At 59.7% G+C, this 20,759-nt stretch carries 24 protein-coding genes; 20 read left to right on the top strand and 4 right to left on the bottom strand.

The window, feature by feature from the left end; all coding sequences use genetic code 11:
• Positions 1 to 392 precede the first annotated feature (392 nt).
• The 17 genes from FJ320_08040 to FJ320_07960 all read left to right on the top strand — a co-directional run bounded on the left by FJ320_08040 (position 393) and on the right by FJ320_07960 (position 13,712).
• Positions 393 to 776, top strand: a complete 384-nt coding sequence (locus FJ320_08040) for an NADH-quinone oxidoreductase subunit A (protein ID MBM3925921.1) — start codon at positions 393 to 395, stop codon at positions 774 to 776.
• Positions 777 to 861: 85 nt separating this feature from the next.
• Positions 862 to 1,398, top strand: a complete 537-nt coding sequence (locus tag FJ320_08035; GenBank protein ID MBM3925920.1) for an NADH-quinone oxidoreductase subunit B — start codon at positions 862 to 864, stop codon at positions 1,396 to 1,398.
• On the top strand, positions 1,395 to 1,850 hold the full coding sequence (locus FJ320_08030; GenBank protein ID MBM3925919.1) for an NADH-quinone oxidoreductase subunit C: 456 nt from the start codon (positions 1,395 to 1,397) through the stop codon (positions 1,848 to 1,850). The genes FJ320_08035 and FJ320_08030 overlap by 4 nt, the downstream gene beginning before the upstream one ends.
• 7 nt (positions 1,851 to 1,857) lie before the next feature.
• On the top strand, positions 1,858 to 2,964 hold the full coding sequence (locus FJ320_08025) for an NADH-quinone oxidoreductase subunit D (protein ID MBM3925918.1): 1,107 nt from the start codon (positions 1,858 to 1,860) through the stop codon (positions 2,962 to 2,964).
• Positions 2,964 to 4,232 carry an NADH-quinone oxidoreductase subunit NuoH gene (gene nuoH / locus FJ320_08020; protein MBM3925917.1) on the top strand — a complete coding sequence of 423 codons (1,269 nt, stop codon included), beginning with the start codon at positions 2,964 to 2,966 and terminating at the stop codon, positions 4,230 to 4,232. Before FJ320_08025 ends, nuoH begins: the two co-directional genes overlap by 1 nt.
• A complete protein-coding gene (locus FJ320_08015; protein ID MBM3925916.1) occupies positions 4,232 to 4,819 on the top strand; it encodes an NADH-quinone oxidoreductase subunit I in 588 nt (195 codons plus the stop codon). The genes nuoH and FJ320_08015 overlap by 1 nt, the downstream gene beginning before the upstream one ends.
• Positions 4,820 to 5,335 carry an NADH-quinone oxidoreductase subunit L gene (locus FJ320_08010; protein ID MBM3925915.1) on the top strand — a complete coding sequence of 172 codons (516 nt, stop codon included), beginning with the start codon at positions 4,820 to 4,822 and terminating at the stop codon, positions 5,333 to 5,335.
• Positions 5,336 to 5,338: 3 nt separating this feature from the next.
• A complete protein-coding gene (nuoK, locus tag FJ320_08005) occupies positions 5,339 to 5,686 on the top strand; it encodes an NADH-quinone oxidoreductase subunit NuoK (protein ID MBM3925914.1) in 348 nt (115 codons plus the stop codon).
• Between the two features lie 6 nt (positions 5,687 to 5,692).
• Positions 5,693 to 5,887 (top strand): hypothetical protein, encoded by a 195-nt coding sequence (locus FJ320_08000; protein MBM3925913.1) that lies wholly within the window; start codon positions 5,693 to 5,695, stop codon positions 5,885 to 5,887.
• 3 nt (positions 5,888 to 5,890) lie between these two features.
• Positions 5,891 to 7,894 carry an NADH-quinone oxidoreductase subunit L gene (gene nuoL / locus FJ320_07995; protein ID MBM3925912.1) on the top strand — a complete coding sequence of 668 codons (2,004 nt, stop codon included), beginning with the start codon at positions 5,891 to 5,893 and terminating at the stop codon, positions 7,892 to 7,894.
• A gap of 24 nt (positions 7,895 to 7,918) precedes the next feature.
• The gene (locus FJ320_07990; GenBank protein MBM3925911.1) at positions 7,919 to 9,406 is read left to right on the top strand and encodes an NADH-quinone oxidoreductase subunit M; all 1,488 of its coding nucleotides are present in this window, start codon (positions 7,919 to 7,921) and stop codon (positions 9,404 to 9,406) included.
• The gene (locus FJ320_07985; protein MBM3925910.1) at positions 9,403 to 10,896 is read left to right on the top strand and encodes an NADH-quinone oxidoreductase subunit N; all 1,494 of its coding nucleotides are present in this window, start codon (positions 9,403 to 9,405) and stop codon (positions 10,894 to 10,896) included. Before FJ320_07990 ends, FJ320_07985 begins: the two co-directional genes overlap by 4 nt.
• A gap of 72 nt (positions 10,897 to 10,968) precedes the next feature.
• Positions 10,969 to 11,226, top strand: a complete 258-nt coding sequence (locus FJ320_07980) for a DUF4258 domain-containing protein (protein ID MBM3925909.1) — start codon at positions 10,969 to 10,971, stop codon at positions 11,224 to 11,226.
• A gap of 10 nt (positions 11,227 to 11,236) precedes the next feature.
• Entirely contained in the window at positions 11,237 to 11,479 is a 243-nt protein-coding gene (locus tag FJ320_07975; GenBank protein ID MBM3925908.1) for a DUF2283 domain-containing protein, read from the top strand.
• 98 nt (positions 11,480 to 11,577) lie between these two features.
• Positions 11,578 to 12,465 (top strand): NAD(+)/NADH kinase, encoded by an 888-nt coding sequence (locus FJ320_07970; GenBank protein ID MBM3925907.1) that lies wholly within the window; start codon positions 11,578 to 11,580, stop codon positions 12,463 to 12,465.
• Between the two features lie 2 nt (positions 12,466 to 12,467).
• A complete protein-coding gene (locus FJ320_07965; protein ID MBM3925906.1) occupies positions 12,468 to 13,049 on the top strand; it encodes an NUDIX hydrolase in 582 nt (193 codons plus the stop codon).
• A 168-nt stretch (positions 13,050 to 13,217) separates the two neighbouring features.
• Entirely contained in the window at positions 13,218 to 13,712 is a 495-nt protein-coding gene (locus FJ320_07960; GenBank protein MBM3925905.1) for a GAF domain-containing protein, read from the top strand.
• On the opposite strand, the gene FJ320_07955 is transcribed toward FJ320_07960, so the two are convergent.
• Complete coding sequence (locus FJ320_07955) at positions 13,702 to 14,568, bottom strand: hypothetical protein (GenBank protein MBM3925904.1); 867 nt, start codon at positions 14,566 to 14,568, stop codon at positions 13,702 to 13,704. The two genes, FJ320_07960 and FJ320_07955, sit on opposite strands and share 11 nt — an antisense overlap.
• 3 nt (positions 14,569 to 14,571) lie before the next feature.
• Entirely contained in the window at positions 14,572 to 15,372 is an 801-nt protein-coding gene (locus FJ320_07950; GenBank protein MBM3925903.1) for a hypothetical protein, read from the bottom strand.
• Positions 15,373 to 15,552: 180 nt separating this feature from the next.
• On the opposite strand from FJ320_07950, the gene FJ320_07945 reads away from it, so the two are divergent.
• The 3 genes from FJ320_07945 to FJ320_07935 are packed head-to-tail and all read left to right on the top strand — an operon-like array spanning position 15,553 to position 19,128.
• Positions 15,553 to 17,232 carry an FAD-binding protein gene (locus tag FJ320_07945; GenBank protein ID MBM3925902.1) on the top strand — a complete coding sequence of 560 codons (1,680 nt, stop codon included), beginning with the start codon at positions 15,553 to 15,555 and terminating at the stop codon, positions 17,230 to 17,232.
• On the top strand, positions 17,232 to 18,200 hold the full coding sequence (gene sdhB, locus FJ320_07940) for a succinate dehydrogenase iron-sulfur subunit (GenBank protein MBM3925901.1): 969 nt from the start codon (positions 17,232 to 17,234) through the stop codon (positions 18,198 to 18,200). Before FJ320_07945 ends, sdhB begins: the two co-directional genes overlap by 1 nt.
• 34 nt (positions 18,201 to 18,234) lie before the next feature.
• Positions 18,235 to 19,128: a disulfide reductase gene (locus tag FJ320_07935; protein ID MBM3925900.1), complete on the top strand. Its 894-nt coding sequence runs from the start codon at positions 18,235 to 18,237 to the stop codon at positions 19,126 to 19,128.
• Between the two features lie 17 nt (positions 19,129 to 19,145).
• Here FJ320_07935 and FJ320_07930 read toward each other — a convergent pair whose 3' ends face one another.
• The gene (locus tag FJ320_07930) at positions 19,146 to 19,682 is read right to left on the bottom strand and encodes a hypothetical protein (GenBank protein MBM3925899.1); all 537 of its coding nucleotides are present in this window, start codon (positions 19,680 to 19,682) and stop codon (positions 19,146 to 19,148) included.
• Positions 19,683 to 19,890: 208 nt separating this feature from the next.
• Positions 19,891 to 20,463 carry a hypothetical protein gene (locus tag FJ320_07925; GenBank protein MBM3925898.1) on the bottom strand — a complete coding sequence of 191 codons (573 nt, stop codon included), beginning with the start codon at positions 20,461 to 20,463 and terminating at the stop codon, positions 19,891 to 19,893.
• Between the last annotated feature and the right edge of the window lie 296 nt (positions 20,464 to 20,759).

Here is a 20,759-nt window from a genome sequence, read left to right as displayed (position 1 = left end):
TGGTAGTCATGCTAATTCCCATCCTGGTCTAATTTTACGAGGATTAAACCCCTCTCTATTTCCTCTCGTTACTATAGCTTCTATAGGATTCAGCGGTCTCCCCCTTCCTGGACTCATGAATCAAGATGTCGATTAAGTCCTCCCTTACTTTCTGGTCTTCAACTAGACTAGCAAGGACTTGATTGCGCTCCCTTTTTGAGAGGGAAAGCAGAGCCATGAAGTAAACTTCAGCTTTTGATTGGACTTGTACCATGGAATGTGTCCGAGGGCCGTCTGGAAAATTTTAGCACGTTCCTCCTAACTTTAGCCCCCAACATACTTTGTGCATATTTTCACTTGCGACTATAATATCCCTGTGCTATATTGCACCCCAATCCTGGAGTAACCCGCCCATGCTGGAAGACTATCTCAGACAGTACGGCCTCATAGCCATCTTCGCCGGCGTCGCTATCTTCGTGCCCTTTAGTATGCTCATGCTCTCCTTCACCCTTTCGCGCCTGGGCATCCGGCCTCAGAAGCCCAACCCCGTCAAGAAGGAAATCTACGAGTGCGGCATGGAAACCATCGGCGGGCCATGGGAGCAGTTCAACTTCCGATATTATATGTATGCCCTTCTTTTTGTTATCTTCGACGTGTCGGTAATTTTCCTTTACCCCTGGGCCACTCGCATGGGGACCCTGGGCCTCTACGCCCTTATACAGATGCTGGTCTTCATGGCTATACTTGGCTTTGGCCTGGTGTACGCTTGGCGTAAGAAGGACCTGGAGTGGAAGTGAGGATGTGATGACGCCCGAAGCCCGCCCGCCTCTCTACCTGCAGACCCGCGGCCTCGACATCGAAGAGGGCCAGGCCGTCGAGAGCATGCGCCACACCCACAGCCAGCACGCCTACCCTGAACCCCTTCTCCACGTGCCCGCCGACCTGCAAAAGAACGTCATGGTCACATCGGTGGATGCCCTGCTCAACTGGGGCCGCAAGTCCGCCCTGTGGCCCGTAGCCTTCGGTCTGGCCTGCTGCGCCTTCGAGATGATGGCCAGCGCGATGTCCCGCTTCGATATCTCGCGATTCGGCATGGAGGCCTTCCGCGCCACGCCCCGTCAGGCTGACCTGATGATTGTGGCCGGCACAGTCACCTGGAAGATGGCCGTGCCCATCCGCCGCATCTACGACCAGATGGGCGAGCCCAAGTGGGTTATCTCCATGGGCGTCTGCGCCACCAGCGGCGGTCCCTACTACTCGTCCTACAGCGTGGTGCCTGGCGTCAATCATATTGTGCCCGTTGACGTGTACGTCCCCGGCTGCCCTCCCCGGCCCGACGCTCTGCTCTACGGCATCATGCAGCTTCACGAGAAGATTAAGAAGTACAGCATCAAGGGCAGAAGGGCCGGCGAGGTATGACCAGAGCGCTTCCCGGCCAGGAGCTATCGCTAAAGCTCAAGGAGCGGTTTCCCAGCGCGGTGCAGTCCTGGCGCGGCGACTCGATTTGGATTGACCCCGCCTCGATTCGCGACGTTTGCTGCTTCTTGAAAGAGGACAAGGACCTGGACTTTAACTTCCTCAACTCCGTCTCCGCCGTCGATTACATCGACCACTTCGAACTCGTATACCACCTCACATCCCTGAACCTTAACCACAGCGCTGTGGTCAAGGCCAAGGTCTACGGTCGAGAGAACCCCACGGTGCCGTCGGTGTATGAAGTGTGGCAGGGCGCCGACTTCCAGGAGCGCGAGGTCTACGACCTTATGGGCGTGGCCTTTGAGGGGCATCCCAACCTCAAGCGGATAATGTTATGGGACGGCTTCCCGGGCCATCCCCATCGTAAAGACTTCGAGGACGTGGTGAAGTACTGAGGGGCCTATGGCTATTCGCGCTGAACCCGTCGTCGTCAACATCGGACCGCAGCACCCCAGCACCCACGGAGTGATGCGGCTTCGCGTCAGCTTCGACGGCGAGATCATCGTGGATGTGGAGCCGGTTTTCGGCTACCTGCACCGCGGCTCCGAAAAGCTGGCCGAAGAACGCAACTACGTCCAGGCCCTGACCCTCACCGACCGCCTGGACTACGTTGCCTCCATGACCAACAACCAGGCCTACTGCCTGGCCGTCGAACGGCTGCTGGGCGTCGAGGTGCCGGAACGGGCCCAGTACCTGCGGGTTATCGCCGCCGAATTGCAGCGCATCGCTAGCCACATGGTCGCCATCGGCTTCTTTTTGCAAGACCTGGGTGCCCTGGCTACGCCTCTCATGTACTGCTTCCGCATCCGTGAAAACATCCTCGATATGTTCGAAATGCTCTGCGGCGCGCGAATCACCGTCAGCTACATGCGGCCCGGCGGCGTCTATGCCGATGCCCCTGAAGAGTTCTGGCCCGCCCTGGATAAATTCATCGCCAACACGCCCCATCTCTTCGACGACCTGGAAAAGCTGATAGTGGAGAACGAGATTGTATTAGTGCGCACCAAGGGCACGGGCGTTCTCAAGCTGGAGTCCGCCATCGCCGGCTCCATCAGCGGCCCGGTGCTGCGCGGCAGCGGCCTCCCCTGGGACTGGCGCAGGGCCGACCCTTACGACATCTACCAGCGCGTCCAGTTCGACATACCCGTCGGACAGCGCGGCGATAACTACGACCGGTTCCAGGTGCGGCTCGAAGAGATCAAGCAGAGCCTGCGTATCGTGCAGCAGTGCCGCGAGCAGATCCAGCCCGGCCTCGCCCGCGCCGAGCTTCCCTTCATCCTCCGCCCCCCTGCCGGCGCCGAGGCTTATGGCCGCGTCGAGTCTCCTAAAGGCGAGCTGGCCTTTTACATGGTCAGCGACGGCAGCGTGGCGCCCTACCGATGCAAAGTCCGCTCCCCATCCCTGATTAACCTCACCGTCCTAAAAGAATTGCTCCTAGGCTCCAAGCTGGCCGATATGATTGTCACCCTGGGCAGCATCGACATCAACATGGGGGAGGTGGACCGCTGATGGTCCCCTTCCTCCAGGAAAACGTCGTCTTTCGAGGCGTCTACTGCTTCTTCGGCGGTAACGATGGTAACGCGACTTGGTGCGGCGGCCGCGACGGCATCTTCCCCGGCGGCTGGGAGTGGCTGGCCTTCTTCATCGCCGGGTTCACCATAATGTTCATCCTGGTCAACGGCGCGCTGCTGGGCGCCGCCGTCTTCGTCTGGGCGGAGCGCCGGCTCATCGCTCGGTTCCAGTTGCGGCGCGGCCCTAACCGATGGGGGCCCTTCGGCCTCCTCCAGCCCATAGCCGACCTGCTCAAGCTCATCACTAAAGAAGACCTGGTGCCTACCTCCGCCGACAAGATAGTTTTTACGGTCGTCCCCATAGTCATGCTGGCGTCTTTGCTGCTGAGCCTGGCGGTGATACCCTTCGCCCGCAACACCTATCTGGCCGACCTGAACATAGGCGTCCTCTACTTCATCGCCGTCGGAACCCTCAGCACCCTGGGCGTCTTCATGGCTGGCTGGGCCTCGGGCAATCGCTACGCCGTCTTCGGCGCCATGCGAGGCGTCGCTATGCTGATAAGCTATGAGGTGCCTCTTATCCTTTCCCTGGTCGGTGTGGTCTTGCTGGCGGGCTCCATGTCTATGGTTAGCGTGGTCGAAGCCCAACTTATACCCTTCGTCCTTGTCCAACCCCTGGGGATGCTGATTTTCATGCTCGGCATCTCCGCTGAGCTTAACCGCACCCCCTTCGACATCCTGGAGGCCGAGTCCGAAATCATCGCCGGTTATCACACCGAATACAGCGGCATAAAGTTCGCCCTTATGCAAGCGGCGGAGATGGCAGGCGTGCTGGCGGCTTCTGCTGTCCTGTCCACCCTGTTCCTCGGCGGCTGGTCCGGCCCCTTCCTCTCCGGCGAGCTGGGCGCCATGTGGTTCCTGCTGAAGCTGGCCTTCTTCGCCTTCCTCTTTATCTGGATTCGCTCCACCTTCCCGCGCCTGCGCATCGACCAGATTATGGCCTTCGCCTGGAAGTTCCTCCTTCCCCTGGCCCTCATCAACCTGGTGGCCACTGCCGTTGAGGTCTATTTCTTCGCCTACTATAATGCCGCCGTCCCTGGCGAAATCACCCGCAGCGAGCAGTGGATAATGGCAGCCATCAACCTTCCCCTGGCTATAGGTTCTATCGCCCTCTTTAGCCGGTTCCTGCGCGAGCGCATCGCCGCGCCCAGCCCCAGGCTGGAGCCTAAGGTCGCCATCATCCAGCCCGCGGAGGCCGCCGACTAATGCTAGGCAAGGGTTTAGTCAAAGGCCTGGCGGTGACGATGAAGAACTTCTTCAAGTCGCCCACCACCGTCCAGTACCCCGAGGAGCGGGTGCGCCAGCACGCGCGGTTCCGGGGCGAGGAGTTTGTCTGGTACGAGGAGCGCTGCACCGGCTGCGCCTCCTGCGCCAAGTACTGCCCTCTGGGCATCATCCGCATCGTCACCAAGCCATCGAAAACTGCGATGCAGGAAGGCGACAAGTACGACATCGAAGTTTTCGACATCGATATAGGTCGCTGCATGTTCTGCGGCCTGTGCGTTGAAGCCTGTCCCTACGACGCCCTGTTTATGGGCAGCGGCTTCGAGGAGGGCGCCTTACGCCGCGACGACCTGGTTATCACCGTCGACGAGCTTAGAAACGCCCCCAAACGGCCCAGCACCTGGTTCCGTCCCCAGCTGGAGAGCAGGAAATACGACCCCCACACGGGCAAGCCCTTGCCCTGGGAGGAGGTGGGCCGCGAGCAGTGGCCCTGGCACCAGAAGGAGAAGGCCGGCGCTAAGATCACACGACGCGTCCAGCGAGGCGGCGCTTCCGAGGGCCAGCCCTAGATGCTCTTCCAGGATGTCATCTTCTGGGTCCTCGCCATCGTCGGCGTGGCCGCCGCTCTGGGCGTCGTCTTTCTAAAAGACATCTTCCGTTCCGCTCTGCTCCTGGTCCTGGTCTTCGCCACCATCTCCGCCCACTTCTTCATGCTGGGCGCCGAGTTTCTAGGTGTGGTGCAGCTTCTCATCTATGCCGGCGCCATCTGTATACTCATCATCTTCGCCATTATGCTCACCCGCAACGTCCAGAGTGGAAACCTGCCCAACCGCCTGCAAGGCCCTGCCTTCCTCATCGCCGCGCTGGTGCTGGCGACGCTGGTGTTTGTTGCCGTCGATACCGACTGGCGGCTCATCGACGCCTTGCCCAACGGCGACGCCATTGTCGACCGGGCTTTCATCAACACGCCCTTTAAGCTCTCCAAGCTGATGCTGGAAAACTACGCAGTGGCCTTCGGCGCCGCTGCCGTACTGCTCCTGGGTTCCATTATCGGCGCCCTATCCCTGGTGAGGGAGGAGGAGTAAGCCTTGGAGAAGTTCCTTATCCTCTCCGCTATCCTCTTCTCCATAGGCCTCTTTGGGGCGTTGAGCCGGCGCAACGCGGTAGCCGTTCTCATGTCGTTGGAACTAATGTTTACATCGGTAACCCTGGCCGCCGTCGCCATGTCCCGCTACGTCTCCAGCCGCGTGGTGGCCCTGACCCCCGCCGACACCTCCGAGGCTGCCATAAACACCCTCCTCACAGGCCAGGTCTTCGCCCTCTTCATCATCGTTGTCGCCGCCGCCGAGGTAGCCCTGGGCTTGGGCATCGTCATCGCCCTGTACCGGCAACGCCAGACCGTCGATATTACTCAAGCCAACCTGATGAGGCGGTAGACGGACATGTGGGTCGATTTTATGAAAGCCCCCAATCTCATGGTGGCCGAAATGTGGAAGGAAGTCATCGAAGCCGAAGGCCTCCCCGTCCGCCTTCTGCCCGAGGGAGATATCCGCGACTGGTCTGAAAGGTCTACCTTCCGTATCATGGTGCCCCGAGGCCGCGAGCACGTGGCCGAGGAAATCGTGAGGAAGCTCTAGATGATCGGCGAAGCAGGCGTCTGGGCTATATTCTTACTGCCTCTGGCGGCCTTCGCCGTTATTGGCCTCGTCATACGGCCCTTCTTTAACCGCCACTCCGTCACCGCCGGCTGGCTCCTCATTGCCGCCCTGGCCGCCGCCTTGGTGCTCTCTATATGGACCCTCAAATCGGTTATTGAGGAAGGCCCTCTCCAGTTCGATCCCCACACCTGGCTTGAACTGGACGGCCTGGAGATAAACATCGGCCTCATGGTGGACTCCCTGACCGCCGTCATGCTGGTGGTGGTCACCGGCGTCAGCCTTATGGTTCAAATTTACTCCCAGGGCTACATGAAGGGCGACCCTGGCTACGCTCGATACTATGCCTTCATGGCCCTTTTCTCCGCCGCCATGCTGGGCCTGGTCATGTCCAGCAACATTCTCCAGCTTTACGCCATGTGGGAGCTGGTGGGCCTCGGCTCCTTCCTCCTCATCGGTTTCTGGAACGACCGCCCTGCCGCCGCTGCCGCGGCCAAGAAGGCCTTCCTGGTTACACGCATCGGCGACTTCGGCTTCCTGCTCGCCATCCTCTACCTCTTCTTCAACCGTGACGCCTTCCTGGCCCAAGGCCTCAACCCCCTGCATATACCCGACATCCATGCCGCCATACCCCTCATCGAAGAAGGAAAGATGGTGGCCTTCGGCGGGCTGGGGCTGACGTGGCTGGCCGTTGGCATCTTCGCCGGCGCGGCAGGCAAGAGCGCCCAGTTCCCTTTCCACGTATGGCTCCCCGACGCCATGGAAGGCCCCACTCCCGTCAGCGCCCTTATCCACGCCGCCACTATGGTCGCCGCCGGCGTTTTCTTAGTGGCGCGATTCTTCCCCGTCTTCCAAGCCTCCCACGAGGCTATGAGCGCCGTCGCCATCATCGGCGCTTTCACCGCCCTCTTCGCCGCCACCATGGGCCTGGTCAACAACGATATCAAGCGTGTCCTCGCCTTCTCCACCATCAGCCAGCTTGGCTACATGATGGCCGCCCTGGGTATCGGCGCGTACAGCGTCGCCGTCTTCCATCTCTTCACCCACGCCTTCTTCAAGGCGTTGTTGTTCCTGGGCGCGGGCAGCGTCAACCACGCCGCCGGCACCTTCGACATGCGCTACATGGGCGGCCTGCGAAAGGCCATGCCCTGGACCTACGCCTTCATGCTCATCGGCGGGCTGGCCCTGGTGGGCATCTTTCCCCTGGCGGGGTTCTGGAGCAAGGATGAGATACTGGGCCACGCCTGGCATTTCTACGGCGACGAGATGCGCACCCCCTTTGTTTTCTGGATGCTGGTGGCGGGTGTGGCCCTCACCGCCTTCTACACCTTCCGAATGCTCTACATGACCTTCCACGGCGAGTTCCGGGGCGGCGCCGAGGCCGAGCAGCGCGCCCATGCCTCGACCACCCACGACCAGGGCGGCCACCGCGTTCACCTGGCCGAGTCGCCGCTGGTAATGCTCCTGCCCATGGGTATCCTGGCGATTGCTGCCGTAGCGGCTGGGTATGTCGCCAACCCGCAGCAGGAGTTCCTGAGCGTTCCCAAGCACTGGTTCAGCGAATTTGTAGTCCCGTCCGGCGGCCACGCCGAGGTGCTGGACATAAATATTGGCCTGGCTCTGATAATCACGCTGCTGTCCCTAGCCGCCATCGGCCTCGCCGCCGCCATGTACCTGAAGGGTCTGCGAGGCCCCGACCAAGTGGAGAAGGCCCTGGCCCCGGCCCATAGGACTCTCAGCAACCGCTACTACATGGACCACTTCTATGAACAAGGCATCGTTTCTCGATTCTTCTACCGCAGGACCGCCGCCTTCCTCGAGTGGTTTGACCAGCAGGTCATCGACAACATCGTGGACGTCGCGGGCTGGGCGTCGCGGAGCGTTGGGTGGGGGATTGGCAAGATCCAGACCGGACAAGTCCAGGCCTACGCCTTCGGCATATCCGTGGGCGTGCTGGCAATCTTGATGTCATATCTGATTTGGGGCTAGGCGAATTTGGAAACCTTTAACGGACTGCTCACCGCCGTCGTCCTCCTGCCCCTGGTGGGCGGGCTGGCTATCCTCGCCCTCGTCCGCGGCGACCGCAACATCCGTCTCTTCGCCGCCGCCATCGCTCTGGCCGACCTGGTGCTTTCGGTCATCATCTTCGCCTCCTTCGACCAGGATGGCGCGCGATTCCAGCTCATCGACCGCTTCGACTGGATTACCTCGGCATCCTTCAACGCCCAGTACCAGATGGGCGTGGACGGCCTCAGCGCGCCCCTGGTGCTGCTGACAGGGATCCTGGGCCTGTGCGCCATCCTCGCATCCTGGAACATCACCCATCGAGTCAAGGAGTACTTCTTCTGGCTCCTGGTTTTGCAGACCTCTGTCATGGGCGTCTTCGTATCCCTGGACTTTATCCTCTTTTTCCTCTTCTGGGAGATGGAACTCATTCCCATGTACTTTCTCATCTCGATTTGGGGGTCGGGCCGGAAGCAGTACTCGGCCATGAAGTTCCTGGTCTTCACCTTCCTGGGCAGCGCCTTCATGCTGGTGGCTATACTGGCCCTCTACTTCGTCCCGGGCGTCGGCCACTTCGACATGATCAGGCTGGCGGAAACTGGCGCTGAGGGCATCCGCACCATTCTGCCCCTCACCGTAGTCTTCTGGTTCTTCTTCGTGGCCTTCGCCATCAAGCTCCCCGTCCTGCCCGTCCACACCTGGCTCCCGGACGCCCATACCGACGCCCCCACCGCCGTCAGCGTTATGCTGGCGGGCGTGCTCCTGAAGATGGGCGGCTACGGCCTCCTGCGAATTATCGTAGGCATGTTTCCAGGCATCGCCGCCGACCATGCCCTCGAACTGACAATCCTGGCCGTCGTGACCATCCTCTACGGCGCCGTCGTCACCGTCCGCCAGACCGATTTGAAACGTCTCATCGCCTATAGCAGCGTCAGCCACATGGGTATCGTGCTGCTGGGCGTCGGCTCTATCGGGCTGCTCAGCGGCGATTTCGCCGGCATCGGCCTCAACGGCGCGGCCATGCAGCTTTTCACCCACGGCACCATCACCGGCCTCCTTTTCTTGTGCGTCGGTCTCATCTACGACAAGGCCCACACCCGCTACATCCCCGACCTGGGCGGCCTGGCAGGCCGGATGCCCTTTATTACCTTGGCCTTCGTTATCGCCGGCCTAGCCTCCCTGGGCCTCCCCGGCATGAGCGGCTTTGTAGCGGAAGTGCTGGTCTTCTTCGGCGCTTTCAAGGCCTATCCCTGGCTTACCGCCTTCGGGGCCTTTGGCATCGTGTTGACGGCAGGCTACATCCTGTGGATGCTGGAACGCGCCCTCTTCGGCCCCGCGCGGCCCCGATTTGCCCACCTCAAGGACGCCAACTTCGTCGAAGCCATCCCCTTAGCGCTGCTCATCGTCGCTATCATCGGCGTAGGCGTCTATCCCGCCATCTTGACCGATGTCTTCAAAGCCGGCCTTGAGCCTATCGCGGCCCTGGTGCAGCCATGACCGGCCACGATATTTATCTGCTGTCGCCCGAGTTAAGCCTGGCGGGCGTGGGCCTGCTGGTTATGGCCCTGGACCTTCTGGGGGCTCGCAAGGACTGGCTCTTCTTCATCGCTTTCGCCGGCTTGGCCCTGCCTGTGGCCCTCAGCGTCGTCCTATGGGATGACGTTCATAGCGGCGGCGCCATGGCCGGCGTCTTCGGCTCCATCTCCATCGACAAGTTCGCCCTGTTCTTCAAGTTCCTAATTCTAGGCGTAGCCGGTCTAGTGGTCCTGGCCTCGGTGGACTACGTAAGGCGAATGGAGCGGCTTAAGGGCGAGTTCCTGAGTCTCATCTTCTTCTCCGCCAGCGGCATGATGCTTTTGGCCTCCGCCACCGAGCTTATAACCCTCTACGTTTCGTTGGAGCTTAGCACCCTGCCGATAATCGCCATGGCCGCCTTCCTCAAGACGGACCGTTCCAGCGAGTCCGCCGTCAAGTACTTGGTCCTTAGCGGCATCAGCTCCGCCCTCCTGCTCTACGGCATGGTGCTGGTCTGGGGATTCACCGGCAGCACTTATCTGGGCGACATCGCCCTGGCTGTGGCCGCCCCCGGCGACCCCGACGTTCCCTTCGGCAGCTACGCCCTGCTGGTTGGCATCATCCTCATGGTCGCGGGCTTCGGCTTCAAAATATCCTCGGCGCCCTTCCAGATGTGGGTGCCGGACGTTTACGAGGGCGCGCCGACTCCGGTAGTCGCTTTTCTGTCCGTGGCGAGTAAGGCGGCGGGCTTCGCCATCCTGCTGCGCGTCTTCTACATCGCCTTCCCGGCCCTGGAGCTGGACTGGGCTTTGCTCTTCGCCGTCCTGGCGACTATATCCATGACCCTCGGCAACCTGGTGGCGATGACCCAGAGCAACATCAAGCGGCTCCTGGCCTACAGTACCATCGCCCACGCCGGCTACATCCTGGTGGGCCTGGCCGCGGTGTCTGCCCGTGCCGACGACGGCTTCGCCGCCGGCCCCGACAGCCTCCTCTTCTACCTGGGCGTCTATGCTGCTACAAACCTGGCCGCCTTCTTCGCCATCATCGCCCTCACTAGCAAGACCGGCAGCGACAACATCGACGACCTGTCGGGCATGGGACGCCGCGCGCCCGTCCCCGCCCTGGTGCTCGCCCTGGCGATGATTTCGCTCATCGGCGTGCCGCCCACCGGCGTGTTCATCGGCAAGCTCTTCCTGTTCAGCGCCGCCATTGACGCCGACCTGGCCTGGCTGGCCATAGTGGGCGTGGTCAACAGCGTCCTCTCCGCCTACTACTACCTGCGCGTCATCCGGGTCATGTACATTGAAGAGCCTGCCCCAGCGCAGGGCTGGAGTCCTTACCCTGAAACTTCGTCCCCGCCCTTCAATCTAGCCCTAGCCATCAGCGCCGCCGCCGTGGTAGTCCTGGGCGTCGCCCCCCGCCTCCTCACCTGGGTCACCGACGTGGCCGCTGGGCCGCTGAGACCGTAATAGTTTGATACGGCTTCTCAATTAATCAGGCTCCCTCGGTTAGAGATAATGCACCGCAAAGGAGATTAGCCTTTGCCTAATGGCTCGGTTCACGAGTCTTCTGGGGGCTTGCGATTTATACTCACCAACCATGCGATAGAGCGTATGGCGAAGCGAAATGTGTCAGTAAGTGATGTAGCCATAATATTGGACACCTATGATATTTTTCATACAGACAGGGTCGGGAATCCTTGTTTTATGAAAACCTTACAAGATGGTAGAACAATAAGAGTGGTAATTGCTAAAGAAAGCAGCCCTTGGCTCGTTGTCACAGTGGTGGCCCTGGATTAAACTAGCATCCATGGTGGTTATGCGTTATAAGTATGATCCACAGGCGGATTGCGCCTATATCCTGGTTAAAGACCTGCCCCACGCCTATTCCAAAGAATTGGATGAGACCAGAATCGTTGATTACGCAAAAGATGGGACAGTGATTGGTGTTGAACTCCTTTACATAAGTGCTGGAGTAGACGTCTCTGATCTGCCCCTGCAGCCTCAGATAACCAAGCTATTACAGAAAAATAAAGTCAAGATATTTGCTTAACACGCCGATACGCGCCGCTTTCCCCCAAATTGACTCCCCCCACGTCCAATGCTAGACTCGCCTGCATCCGATCCGCCACCCTATAACCCAGGCAGGCTTTGCCCTTGGCGCAGGCTAAAGTCATCGGCATCATCTATCACCCCCTAAATCCCAGGGCCCTGGAAAAGACTAAACAGGTCCTGGCCCTGCTCGGCCCGGGACGCCAGTGCTGGACCGAGTCCGCCGCCGACGAGAACACGTCCAACCCCCTGCTGGACAAGACCGACCTCATCATCACCATCGGCGGCGACGGCACCATCCTCCGCACCGCCAAGGCCGCCGTGCCCCGCCGCATACCCATCCTCGGCGTCAACATGGGCCGTCTCGGCTTCATGACCGAGCTCCGCGCCGACGAAGCCCTCACCCGCATCCCCGACTACCTCGACGGCCAGGGCTGGGTAGAGGAGCGCGCTATGCTCCAGGCCCAGGTCGCTGACGGCGCCGGCAATCCCGTGCCCCCCGATATGCGGACCCACCACGCCCTCAACGACGTCGTCGTCGGACGCGGCGGCACCTCTCGCCTCATTCGCGTCATGGCGCGAGTGGATGGCGCGCACCTCACCACCTATCGCGCCGATGCCGTTATCGTCAGCACGGCCACGGGTAGCACCGGCTATAACCTCTCGGCGGGCGGCCCTATCCTTCATCCCCAGGCCAGGAACATGATTATGAAGCCCGTGGCCCCCCACGTGGGCCTCGCCACCGCCGTCGTCTTCCCCTCCACCACCGCCATCGAGCTGGCCCTGGAGTCCGCCACGCCTGCTATCTTCAGCGTCGACGGGTATCTGGACATGCCGCTATCTCGCGGCAATGCCCTGAAAATCACTATGAGCGAGCACAAGGCCCTCTTTCTGCGACAGGGCCCGCCCCACCAGTTCTACGCCACCCTTACTCGACGCCTGGGCTTTGAGGGCGGTGAGGGCGTGGGGCGCCCCATCTTCTACTAGCCATGACCTCACCTCGTAACGAGCCGACCATTGAAAGCCGTCGCGTCTTCGAAGGCAGGATCGTTAACCTGCGTGTCGATACCGTCCGCATGGCCAACGAACGCACCACCACCCGCGAAGTTGTCGAACACGCGCCCTGCGTTTGCATCGTTCCCCTCGATGACGACGGCAGCGTGATTTTGGTCCGCCAATACCGTAAGCCCGTCGAAAAGTTCCTGCTGGAGGTGCCCGCCGGCGGCATGGACAAGGGCGAGGACCCTAAAGCCGCCGCCCATCGCGAGCTGCAAGAGGAGACCGGCCTCCGCGCCCGCCGAATGGAGCCCCTCAGCTTCTTCTGGACCACCCCCGGCTTCTGCGACGAGGGCATGAACGCCTTCCTCGCCACAGGCCTCACCAAGGGTGATGACCACATGGACGAAGACGAGGATATCGAAGTCGAGCGCGTGCCCCTATCGCAAGTACCAGATATGATATCGTCAGGCCAGATTCAGGACGTTAAGACCATCGCGTCGCTGATGCTGGTCTTCGCCCGCCGGTCAACAGTTAATAAGACCATAAGAGGTTCACAGTCACGCAAAAGGTAAAAATTTCAAGCCGGAGGTATTGTTTTTGTCATTCTGAGTGGATGGCCGATGTACTCGTCGGCCCGAAGTCGAAGAATCTGATCAGCGCGAATGCAGACTTGCATGTCAAGTAAAACATCTGAAATATCCCTTAGTATCTAGTCTTAATTCAATAAGAAAGGCAACTAAATGAAAAACCGCAGGCCCACCCCCGAGTTCCGCGCCGTCTGTAACGCCGCAGACATCATGGCTGGTCGCTACGCCTACCAGGGCAAAGTCTCCCGTATCCTAGACGCCATCCTGGAGGGCACCGACGCCCATCGCGGCGTCCTCCGCATCTACGACGCCAAGGACAAGGGTATCCGCTTAGTCCACATGTCTCTCCGAGACATCAAGCACCCTCCCATCATCGAAATCCACTCCCCCAAGACCGGCAAGACCGGCGAGGTTTTCCAGAGCGGCAAGACCCTGGTGGAAAACGATTTGGTAAAGGCAGGCGTCGCCGGCGTCACCCGCGACGCCGGCCTCAAGGCCATGGTAGTGGTGCCGGTAAAACGCGCCGGCAAGACCATCGGCACCGTGGACATCTCCTCCAAGAACCTGGGCAACTGGACGCCATCGAGGGTGCGGGCGGCGGAGGCGGTGACGGCGCTGCTGGCGGCGCTGGAAGGGGCTAAGGCCTGATAGTTAATTCCAACGGCCCAACCTTGATGGTGTCCTCATAGCTAGTGTCTGCCAACTGAGCCTCGAAGGTAACCTCCACCAAGTAATTGCCAGGTGATACCGGGTTCCCTACACATGGAACGTCGCCTTCGCCCGTACCGGGCTTACAAGTGTTGTCATGCTGTTTCCATGTTGTTTGGAAACTTAAGGTTTCTCCCGGGTGTAGCAGGGCACCATCTGGAAACTCTATACCACTACCTCGCCACCGAGATTGCCTCCAGACCTCACTGCTGTCCTCTTTTGTCACTACGAAATTGTATGGGGTCATCTCATAGATAAGGTCAACTGGATCAGCGCTTTTGTTGCGGACCCTTATCACCAGTGGTACATCCCCTCCTGACTTCACTATCTCTGGTGCCTCAATCCACACTTCAAGCCAATGAGTTAGTCGTAAGCGTAGACCGATGAAGAACAAGCGCGGGGTGCTCGGGCGTAATTCAGGAGTGCCGCCTGACCGCTCAATAATCTGGAAACTCTGCAGCCAGTAGGCTCCTTCTGGAAGAGAGTGGCCCTTGTTGTCCCGTAAGTCCCACTCGATCCCAAAGGGATACACATCCCTGCTGCCAAATTCTTGAGTAAGAGGAGACCAGGAGCCATCAGTCAACGACCAGCGCCACGCCTCTGTACCATTAAACTTGCTTACAACCAGGTCGAAGGGAGCATTAGGAATAGAAATGGTTTCCGTGCAGTCGCCCTTTCTGCTCCAAATGCCTCCCCTGAAGACCGCCTCGGCGCCTGGCTTGATCTCTGAGGGAGCTTCGAAGCTGACATAGTACTCGGGCTCCGGGAACCGGCCTGATAGCCTCCACCAAGCCATTCGTTAGCGGATGCGGCGCATAGCATTCTCGTCTGCAAGAACTTTTTCTAAGCGCCGACCTTCCGCTACATGGAAGTAGCACTGATAGACAGTGCCATCACCGTTGAAAATAATTTGACCATTCATATCGTACAACAAGGCTGAGTTGGTCGAGTTGGATTCAATCCATACGCCCGGCGCGATAGTAAACTTCAGCCGTGCTTCCGGTGGTGAGATTGACGAAGGTTCAATCCAGTCGCCGTCAGGTGCCCTTACAAAAACAGGCCCGACGCTTCGATCATCTCTGATATATTGGCCTGTCTCAGGGTCTAATACTACTAGCGCATAGTAGAACTGAGTGCCTGCGTATCCAGAGGGATTCTCTGAGACCATGGATGCGCCCTCCATTTGTACCACCCACACCAGTTTGTTGGCATCCATATCGGTTGGCACTGCGCCAATCGGCACCATGCCTAGCTGATGCTTGTACTCTGCCAGGGTTACAAGCCAGGCCACGGGGTTACGAGGGTCACGGACCGCGGTAACCCCTGGGACGGCGTGTCCGAGCATTTCCTGAGCGAATTTAATGGCTTCGGCTTCATTGACGGCGCCTGTGCGAGTTGGAGTGAAAAGAGGTGCCGGAGTAGGGGTGTTAAGCGGTGTTTGCGTGGGATGAGGTGTAGAGGTAGGAACGCTAATCGGAGCTTGAGTGAGCGTTGGAGTTGGTGTGACGTTTGTTGAACTCGCCGGCGAGCTTGATGTAGCACAGCCCACCGTCACCAGGGCAAAGACCAAAAAAACAATAGATAAGGCTTTTCTAATCATGGCTTCCTTATAATTAATTGACGGCATAAACTGAGCAATAGTTCCCTAAATCCACTAGATACTTCGGCCTTAAACGCAATGTGAAGCTATGCTCGCCCTTTCCGCCTAATCTATCATTGCCCCGCCTCTCTGCCTCTGCTACAATTGTGCTGAATTTCACGCACTCTCGGAGGCCCCCATTTGCTAGAGCATGACGTACTGGTGGTTGGCGCGGGCCTGGCGGGCATGCGCGCCGCCGTCGCCGCCCACGAAAAGGGCGCTAACGTGGCCATCATCTCCAAGGTCCACCCCGTCCGCTCCCACTCCAACGCCGCCCAGGGCGGCATCAACGCCGCCCTCACCGACCGAGGCGACAGCTGGGAAGACCACGCCTTCGACACCGTCAAGGGCTCCGACTACCTGGGCGACCAGGACGCCATCGAAATCATGTGCAGCGAGGCTGGCGCCGAGCTTATTCGCATGGAGCACATGGGCGTCATCTTTAATCGCGACGACGAGGGCAAACTGGGCACCCGCGCCTTCGGCGGGCAGCGCAAGGCCCGCACCTTCTTCGTCGCTGACTTCACCGGCCAGGCTATGCTCCACGTCCTCTACGAGCAGATCCTCAAGACCGGCGTCCGCGTCTATGAGGAGTGGTTTGTCCTGGACCTTATCATGCACGAAGGGCGATGCGCCGGCGTCACGGCCCTGGAAATCGCCACCGGACGAGTATTTGTTATCCGCGCCAAGACCGTCATCATGTGCTCCGGCGGCGTCGGACGCCTCTTCGAGCCTAGCACCAACGCCCTCATCGTCACCGGCGACGGCATGGCCCAGGCCTACCGCGCCGGCGCGTCCCTCATGGACATGGAGATGGTCCAGTACCACCCCACCACGCTTAAAGGCAGCGGCGTCCTGATAACGGAAGGCGCGCGAGGCGAGGGCGCGTACCTGCTGAACAGCCAGGGCGAGCGGTTTATGAAACGTTACGCCCCCAACATGATGGAGCTGGCCTCCCGCGACGTGGTCTCCCGCTCCGAGCAAACGGAAATCAACGAAGGCCGCGGCATCGACGGCTGCGTTCTCCTCGACTGCCGTCACCTGGGCGAGAAGGTGATTCGCGAACGCCTTACCCAGATTGTGGACATTGGTCGCGACTTCGCCGGCGTTGACATAATGAAGGAGCCTATCCCCATCCGCCCGGGAATGCACTACATCATGGGCGGCATCAAGACGGATGTGGACGGCCTCACCTCTGTTCCCGGCCTCTACGCCGCCGGCGAGTGCGCCAACGTCAGCGTCCACGGCGGCAACCGCCTGGGCGCCAACTCGCTTCTGGACACCGTGGTCTTTGGGCGGCGCTCCGGCCACCACGCCGCCGATGTCACCAAAGACATGGACTGGCCCAAACTGAACATCGAGGACCTGGCGGGCCAGGCGGAAGACAGCCTGCAGAAGCTGCTCAGCCGCAACGACAGCGGCGAGCGCTGGTCCAAGATTCGCCACGACCTGGGCGTCGATATGGACAAGTATTTTGGCGTCTATCGAGACGAGCGTGGAATGCAGACCTTGCAACGCAACATCCAGAACTACAAAGACCGTTACGCCCGTGTAGCCGTCCAGGACAAGGGCCGCGTCTTTAACACTGACCTCATCTTCACCCTTGAGCTGGGCTTCATGATCGACTGCGCCGAGGCCATCGTCGCCGGCGGCCTGGAGCGCAAGGAGAGCCGCGGCGCTCACTCCCGTACCGACCATCCCACCCGTGACGACGCCAACTGGCTCAAGCACGTCCTGGTTACCCGCACTCCCAAAGGCCCCAAGCTTTCGCACCTGCCCGTCGTTATTACCAAGTGGAAGCCCGAGGAGAGAAAGTATTAATGGAAGTCACCCTATCCGTCCGACGCTACAACCCCGACGATAAAGAGCGGCCTAGCTGGTGGCAGGACTACACCGTCGATGTCGAGCGCACCGCCAGCGTCCTCGACGCCCTGATAAAAGTCCGCGAGGAGGTTGACGGCTCCCTCTCCCTTCGATGTTCCTGCCGCAGCGCCATCTGCGGCTCCTGCGCTATGCGCGTCAACGGCCACGCCCATCTCGCATGCAACACCAAGATTATCGAGGCCTCCCAGGACGGTTCCAAAATCAGGGTCGAGCCTATGGGCAACGCCGCCGTGGTCAAGGACCTGGTGGTGGATATGAAGATGTTCTGGGACAAGGTCCGACAGGTCTCCCCCTGGCTCCAGCCCGCCGGCCCCGAGCCTGCCGGCGAATATACCGCCCCCAACGAGGCCATGCTCCACCTCGCGGGTGTCATGAGCTGTATCATGTGCGGCGCCTGCGTATCCGACTGCACGTCGCTGGAAGTGGACAAGAACTTCATCGCGCCAGCAGCCCTGGCCAAGGCCTATCGCTTCGTCGCCGACCCCCGCGACGCCCAGACCGTCGAGCGCCTTCGCATGTTGAACGAATATAGCGGCATCTGGGACTGCACCCGATGTTACGAGTGCGTCCAGGCCTGCCCCAAAGGCGTCGCGCCCATGGACCGCATCATGGCTATGCGGGATAAGGCCATGGAGGCTGGCTTTACCAAGACCTACGGCGCCCGCCACACCGACGCCTTCGTCGATTCCATCGAGCACAGCGGCTGGCTGGATGAGCTTCGATTGCCCATCAAGACCGTCGGCATGTTCAACCTGCCCAAGCTCATGGGCTTCGGCCCCGTCGGCCTTCGCGCTCTCATGCGCGGCAAGATGCCCCCCATCTTCCACACCCCCGTCCCCAACGTCAAAAACGTCCGCCGCCTCTTCAAAAAGGTCCGGGCCACCCAGGGCCGGGAACAGAAGTAAGAGCGGCGATACTACAGATTCAGGAGGACCCCACTTGAAAATCGCCTTCTGGCCAGGTTGCGTGTCCCGCGGCGGCTGCCCTGAGCTTTACCCCGCCGCCAAAAAAGTCGCCGCTCAGCTAGGCTATGAGCTGGACGAGCTTCAGGAGCGCGGCGCCACCTGCACCGGCGCCGGCGTCCTCCAGGAGAAGAACCAGTTCCTGGGCGATGTCCTAAACGCCCGCACCTTCGCCATCGCCGAAAAGATAAACCTGCCGGATATCATGACCATCTGCAGCACCTGCCAGGGCGTCATGAGCCAGGCCAACAAGCGCATGAAGTCCAACCCCGACTACCTAGCCAAGGTGAACGAGCAGCTTCAGGAAGAAGGTCTTCAATACAAGGGCACCGCCAACCCTCGGCATCTGCTGTGGATGATTGTCGAGGACATCGGCATGGACAAGCTGAAGACCTACGTGCGGCGTCCCCTCAAGGGCCTCCGCCTGGCCCCCTTCTACGGCTGCTACATCGTCCGGCCTAGCGGCTCCCTGGAGCTAAAGCTCCACCCCGAGCGCGAGGACTCCCTGGAGCGCGTCATGGAGGCTTTGGGCGCCGAGGTCGTCGATTTCCCCGGCAAGACCCGGTGTTGCGGTTTCCCCATCCTCACCATCAACGAGCGCAACTCTGTCCAGATGGTGGTCAACCACACCACCGACGCCAAGGACCGCGGCGCAGACGCCATGGTCACCCCCTGCCCCCTCTGCCACCTGAACCTGGACGGCTACCAGCCCTCGGCTATGCTTCAAGCCAATCGAGAGATCAACCTCCCCATCATCCACCTCCCCCAGCTTCTAGGCCTCGCCATGGGCTTCGACCCCCAGGACATGGGCCTCAAACGGCACATCATCAGCGCCAAGAAGGTGCTGACAAAGTTACAGGTGGCGGCTTAGGGTTTCACCATTAGACCTTAACGAGGTCTAATGGTTAGTTTTTGAGCCTTTGTTTCGACCGTCTCTTGCGGGGGAGAATTGTCAGTGACTCGGGCTGCGAATATTCCGCGCACCGTGTAACTCCCAGGCGGAACTGCGTCACCCGGACAATTCCTGAAGGCGGATGGTGGCTGGCAATTGTTCGCACGCTGGTCCCACTGAAGTTCATGGCTTCGCACTTCTTTAGGTTGCAGGGGAAGGATTAGCTCGACATGCTCTATTGGTCCGCCACGCCAGCGTTGCTGGACTTCTACGCCCGAACTATCAGTTACCACAAAATCAAGGCGGTGCTCTCCTGTATAGATCGTAAGACTTTCATCAGTGATGTTTTGTAGATGCAATTTCAAAGTAATGAGCTCACTGACCTTGGCATTGGAAGGGGCCTCTAAATCAAGTTTCACCAAGCGAGCCAAAGTTGGAGCCGGTCTTTCAGCACTGGTTTGACCCTGACACGCCATGAAAGCGATTCCAAGTGAGGCTATCATTAGAATGAGTAAGAGGTTTGCTTTACTCATGGGGTTTTCCTAATTTTCTTAATTCTAACCACTTCAAAAAGTTTATTGAGCGCTCACATTTTCTAGAGTAATTTCTTAAGCCAGAATGGACTATCTTTTCAGCAACTTTGGTTCAAAAGACATACAAAGCTAAATGTAGCATGTGAATAATAAAGGCCCGCTCACCCATAAGGTGAGCGGGCCTTAGCTTTCCAAATCTATCGTCTCCCTACGGCAAGTCTATGCCGCCGATAGCGTTCCCGCTCAGTCCGTAGACGCTGCCGTCAAAGAATAGCGTGGACTGGTATGTTCCGGCGGTGGTGTTGCCCAGGGACGTTGGGGTGAACACAAACACGTCCTCGTTGGCGCCGGAAACGCCCGGCACCGAGAATGACCCCTCGGTGCTGAGGTAAATCTTCCCCGCTGAGTCCACCGCCGCGCCGGTCACGTCCTCGCTGCTGCTGCTCAGGCCCACGTCGCTGCCGTCAAAGTACATGCTCCACGTGCCGGCGGTGTTTGGCCCCAGGGACGAAGGCATGAAAGCTACTAAGTCCTCGTCCGCTCCAAAGACGCCCGGCACAGAGATTGATCCCGTGGTGGATATCAACAGGCGTCCGTCCGGCAAGACCTCCAGCGTGTCTATAGTCTCGCTGGAACTGCTCAGGCCAACGTCGCTGCCGTCGAAGTACATGGAAAACGAGCCAGCCGTGGTGTCGCCCAACGATGTGGCGGTGAACTTCACAATGTCCGAGTCGTCCACCGTGCCGATGCCTGGCACGGTGCCGGCTGATGTAAATGACATGAGGATTTCCGTGGGGCTGATGATGGCGAAGGCCTCAGGACAAACCCGCCCAGGCCCACGTCGGAGCCATCAAAGTGCAGACTGAAGCTAGTCCCGTCAAAAGCGATGATGTCCTCGTTGGCTGCGCTCAGCCCGCCTACCGGCCCATCGTTTTGCAGGGACAAGTATACGCATGACATTAAAAATATGGTTACCGAAATAAAGTGATTGTCTCAAAACTACGGTTACCGAAATCCCAGGGAGGTAGCCGTGAACCGGGAGAGCATTGGCGAGTACGCTCAGCGTCAAAGGGAAAG

It is taken from the genome of SAR202 cluster bacterium (genome assembly GCA_016872285.1).
Taxonomy (GTDB): domain Bacteria; phylum Chloroflexota; class Dehalococcoidia; order Lucifugimonadales.
The sequence above is the reverse complement of the archived record's forward strand: the minus strand, read 5'-3'. Positions and strand labels throughout refer to the sequence as shown.

Bases quoted from the DNA above. Each gene is read 5' to 3' on its own strand.
- FJ320_08010 (MBM3925915.1), top strand. From the start codon at position 4,820: ATGCTCTTCCAGGATGTCATCTTCTGGGTCCTCGCCATCGTCGGCGTG.
- FJ320_08015 (MBM3925916.1), top strand. From the start codon at position 4,232: ATGCTAGGCAAGGGTTTAGTCAAAGGCCTGGCGGTGACGATGAAGAAC.
- FJ320_07975 (MBM3925908.1), top strand. From the start codon at position 11,237: ATGGTGGTTATGCGTTATAAGTATGATCCACAGGCGGATTGCGCCTAT.
- FJ320_08030 (MBM3925919.1), top strand. From the start codon at position 1,395: ATGACCAGAGCGCTTCCCGGCCAGGAGCTATCGCTAAAGCTCAAGGAG.
- FJ320_07950 (MBM3925903.1), bottom strand. From the start codon at position 15,372: ATGATTAGAAAAGCCTTATCTATTGTTTTTTTGGTCTTTGCCCTGGTG.
- FJ320_08025 (MBM3925918.1), top strand. From the start codon at position 1,858: ATGGCTATTCGCGCTGAACCCGTCGTCGTCAACATCGGACCGCAGCAC.
- FJ320_08040 (MBM3925921.1), top strand. From the start codon at position 393: ATGCTGGAAGACTATCTCAGACAGTACGGCCTCATAGCCATCTTCGCC.
- FJ320_07955 (MBM3925904.1), bottom strand. From the start codon at position 14,568: ATGGCTTGGTGGAGGCTATCAGGCCGGTTCCCGGAGCCCGAGTACTAT.
- FJ320_07965 (MBM3925906.1), top strand. From the start codon at position 12,468: ATGACCTCACCTCGTAACGAGCCGACCATTGAAAGCCGTCGCGTCTTC.
- FJ320_07960 (MBM3925905.1), top strand. From the start codon at position 13,218: ATGAAAAACCGCAGGCCCACCCCCGAGTTCCGCGCCGTCTGTAACGCC.
- FJ320_08035 (MBM3925920.1), top strand. From the start codon at position 862: ATGCGCCACACCCACAGCCAGCACGCCTACCCTGAACCCCTTCTCCAC.
- FJ320_07925 (MBM3925898.1), bottom strand. From the start codon at position 20,463: ATGTCATTTACATCAGCCGGCACCGTGCCAGGCATCGGCACGGTGGAC.
- sdhB (MBM3925901.1), top strand. From the start codon at position 17,232: ATGGAAGTCACCCTATCCGTCCGACGCTACAACCCCGACGATAAAGAG.
- FJ320_08000 (MBM3925913.1), top strand. From the start codon at position 5,693: ATGTGGGTCGATTTTATGAAAGCCCCCAATCTCATGGTGGCCGAAATG.
- nuoH (MBM3925917.1), top strand. From the start codon at position 2,964: ATGGTCCCCTTCCTCCAGGAAAACGTCGTCTTTCGAGGCGTCTACTGC.
- FJ320_07930 (MBM3925899.1), bottom strand. From the start codon at position 19,682: ATGAGTAAAGCAAACCTCTTACTCATTCTAATGATAGCCTCACTTGGA.
- FJ320_07985 (MBM3925910.1), top strand. From the start codon at position 9,403: ATGACCGGCCACGATATTTATCTGCTGTCGCCCGAGTTAAGCCTGGCG.